Origin of the sequence: Neobacillus sp. NPDC093127, assembly GCF_044754175.1 — a bacterium.
In the GTDB taxonomy this organism is placed as follows: domain Bacteria; phylum Bacillota; class Bacilli; order Bacillales; family Cytobacillaceae; genus Neobacillus.
The window spans coordinates 1-2,790 of record NZ_JBIVOP010000053.1 but is presented as its reverse complement, the minus strand read 5'-3'; the positions used below and the strand labels follow the sequence as shown (position 1 = coordinate 2,790).

Here is a 2,790-nt window from a genome sequence, read left to right as displayed (position 1 = left end):
TCCCGTAAGGGAGCGACAGTCAGTGGTGCACCGTGGTCGTTGGAGTCAGACTAAAGGATGGGCTCTAACGCACCATAGTTAAGCGACCTTCCTCTTCCAGCCGTAGAATTAGTATTGACGGTTCTAACCCATTTTCATTCTCTGTGGTGAAGCGCGGTTTTTTGCGCTTCATGAATGGCTAAAGGGCAGTTTAGTTGAATAAAGAATGTCGCTGCCTGTCCCATACAAAGACCCTTTAACCATTATAGAAATGCTTAATGATGGTTTTACAACAAACGCTCAGAATTAGCTTCTGAGCGTCTGATTCTTTGAATCCAAAACATTTGCCGTGAAAAATGGATATAATTTAAAATAAAATAGCATCGAGTGAATATTGTCCTGCACCCTTAAGAGCTACACCAATTGCTACAACTAATACAGCAAGACAGTATTCATATCCACCCTTTGTAATCCAGTAACCATTTGGTCCATGAACTTTTAAAATCCCTACTACCATTGTTCCAGCAATCACAACGCCTGCAAGTGGGGTAAGTAACCCTAACGCAAACATAACTCCACCTATTAATTCCGATAGCCCAGCGAGTAACGCCATTGTTACCTCTGGTCTTATTCCCAATTTTCCAAAATGCTCCCCAGTTACTTTTAAACCACCGCCGCCACCAAAACCGAATAACTTTTGGGCTCCGTGAGCTATGAATGACAATCCAATTACTAAGCGTATTAACAATAAACCTAACCCTACTATCTTTTTGCTCCTATAATTAACTTTATTTAATTTGTTCGTTGACGAGTTAATCAAATTCATTCAACTATTTCCATAAATCTTTAATCTACTGGAGTTTCGAATTTACCCTCCTGATAATCCCGATAAGCCTGTCGTATTTCTTCTTCTGAATTCATTACGAAAGGTCCATATGCTACAACAGGCTCTCTGAGAGGTTCACCTGCAAAAAGAACAAGTCGTAATTTTTCGTTTGCAGAAATGTGAATACTGCTCCTAAACCCATCATTTGCTGAACCTAGCCACATTGCTTGCCCTTTTTTCGCCTCAACTTTATTTTCACCAAATGTTCCACTTCCTTCTAATACATAAATATAGCCATTATAGGTACCAGGAAGGTCTTGACTAATGGATGTTCCTTCTTCCAACACCATTTCTACAAACGTGACAGGTGCGTAATTCAGAGTGTTCGTTACAATATCTCCAGACGAACCTGAATATACTCGAATTAAGGCACCGTTCTCTTGACGAACAGGCATATCTTTTGCGGGCATATTTTGATAACGGGGTTTTACCATTTTATATTTACGAGGTAGATTTACCCAAAGCTGAAGAAGATGAACTGTTTCACCGTCAAGTGGTGATTCATTATGAATCACTCCTCTACCAGCTGTCATAAATTGAAGGTCCCCTTTTTCTAGGATTCCACCCGCCCCCGTAGCATTGTCATAATGATTAAGCCTTCCGTCAATGATAAATGTTAAGGTCTCTATACCACGATGAGGATGCTCACTAAATGCTCCTTTTTGAAATTTATCTTCCATTAGTAATAAGAACGGATCATAATCTACCCAGTTGCCAGGTGCAAGGATAGGACTTGCGGTATGAATATTGCTTATTTTTTGTTCGGTTACTGTCCATACTTTTTTTATTTCACGACGTTTAATATTTTCGGTATTCATATTATTTGCCCCCTTTTCATAATCATAATAAACCATTAAAATCAATTACATAAGTATGCACTTTGAAGATACATAGTATGTAAAAAGATACTATTGGAGGTAAAGATGAAAATAAAACCTGAATATTGTAAAGTACACGATGCTCTTTCCATCTTGGTTGGGAAATGGAAGCCTATTATCTTATTGTATCTAATGTCGGAAGGTACAATGAGATATGGAGAATTAAAAAAAGCACTTGTAGGCATTACCCCCAAAATGCTAACAAATCAATTACGAGAACTAGAGGAGGAGGGACTCATAAGTCGAGAGGTATATCGTGAAGTCCCACCTAAAGTGGAATATTCTATAACTGAGTACGGAATGACATTGAAGCCGATTTTAGATTCAATGCACGAATGGAGTTTGAAGCATAAAAAGAGAAAATTGAAAAATACAATGAATTAACATTTTCTTCCTTGTGATAATGGAGGCATAAATACATTTACTGAATTTTGTTCTACAACTAAGCTGCGATAGCTGAACAGGAGTTGTCGATACGATAGCTCCAATTGCTTGTTATGCTAACGGGCAGTTTACTTGAAGAAGGAATCCATTCAACATATGTTGAATTAAATACAAATCATATTTTAGACCGAGGTGTAACTGGTGGGAAGAAACCGATATGTTGGTAGCGGGGCTGAATCAAATTTTATTGAAATCGATTTGTCGTTTAGTAAGGAAAACCTTGTTGATTTGTTAAAGAGTGTGGTAAATAAAACAAATCAATATACTCATCAACAGATTTGTAATTGGTGTGATAAGCATTATATGAATGAGGATGGACTATATGATGAAAAGCTACAAGGCATATTAGAGGATATTTCTGCACAGTGGGATTTATATTTAGCTAACACGTTCTCGCTTAAAGAGCTACAACAGTTGAATTTTTCTAAAGTAAAACTGCCCATTGAATGGTTCGAGGGATGGTTAAAGGAATTAACTTAACAACTTTTTAAATTGAAGTTTGTGAAGTATTGTACTGTGCGAAACGTTTCCTTATAAGTGCGAAAGCACGAAAAAGGAGGATTGCTGAAAGGCAATTATAACTGATTAATCGAAACTCGGAAT

4 protein-coding genes are annotated in these 2,790 nt (G+C 37.4%); 2 read left to right on the top strand and 2 right to left on the bottom strand.

The window, feature by feature from the left end:
- Nucleotides 1–346: 346 nt before the first annotated feature.
- Nucleotides 347–745, bottom strand: coding sequence for a DoxX family protein (locus ACIQCO_RS27945; RefSeq protein ID WP_400435432.1), 399 nt, complete (start codon nucleotides 743–745; stop codon nucleotides 347–349).
- An 80-nt stretch (nucleotides 746–825) separates the two neighbouring features.
- Nucleotides 826–1,683, bottom strand: a complete 858-nt coding sequence (locus ACIQCO_RS27940) for a pirin family protein (RefSeq protein WP_400435430.1) — start codon at nucleotides 1,681–1,683, stop codon at nucleotides 826–828.
- A 105-nt stretch (nucleotides 1,684–1,788) separates the two neighbouring features.
- On the opposite strand from ACIQCO_RS27940, the gene ACIQCO_RS27935 reads away from it, so the two are divergent.
- Nucleotides 1,789–2,127: a winged helix-turn-helix transcriptional regulator gene (locus ACIQCO_RS27935; RefSeq protein ID WP_400435428.1), complete on the top strand. Its 339-nt coding sequence runs from the start codon at nucleotides 1,789–1,791 to the stop codon at nucleotides 2,125–2,127.
- A 201-nt stretch (nucleotides 2,128–2,328) separates the two neighbouring features.
- The gene (locus ACIQCO_RS27930; RefSeq protein WP_400435426.1) at nucleotides 2,329–2,667 is read left to right on the top strand and encodes a hypothetical protein; all 339 of its coding nucleotides are present in this window, start codon (nucleotides 2,329–2,331) and stop codon (nucleotides 2,665–2,667) included.
- Nucleotides 2,668–2,790 lie beyond the last annotated feature (123 nt).